The 291-nt window shown below is 62.9% G+C and carries 1 pseudogene; it reads right to left on the minus strand.

The features are described from left to right. Positions 1-291 (minus strand): annotated as a pseudogene (locus tag P0G09_RS20015) (S-layer homology domain-containing protein); the annotation flags it as partial.

Consider the following 291-nt stretch of genomic DNA (forward strand, 5'->3'; position numbering starts at 1 on the left):
AGCCGGAGCCAGTGTTCGTGGTGGAGCTGGCTGCGGTGCTGATGAGGTTGGTCACATCATCCAGCACACCGTAGGTCCACAGGTCGCCTGTGGCATCGTTCAGGATGAGCCGGTCAATGGCACCGTTCTCATCCACGGTGTAGTAACGGACATCCGAGGCAGAAAGTGTCACCCCCGAGAGGCGGCTGGGACTTACTGTCCCAGCCAACCCCTCCGCTGTCGTATCCAGGATCTCCACATCCGAAGCAAGGGCCGCATCGCCCAGCGCGGTGCCGCCCGCACGGATGGTGC

The organism is Faecalibacterium sp. DFI.5.82, assembly GCF_029076575.1.
GTDB classification, from domain to species: Bacteria; Bacillota; Clostridia; order Oscillospirales; family Ruminococcaceae; genus Faecalibacterium; species Faecalibacterium duncaniae.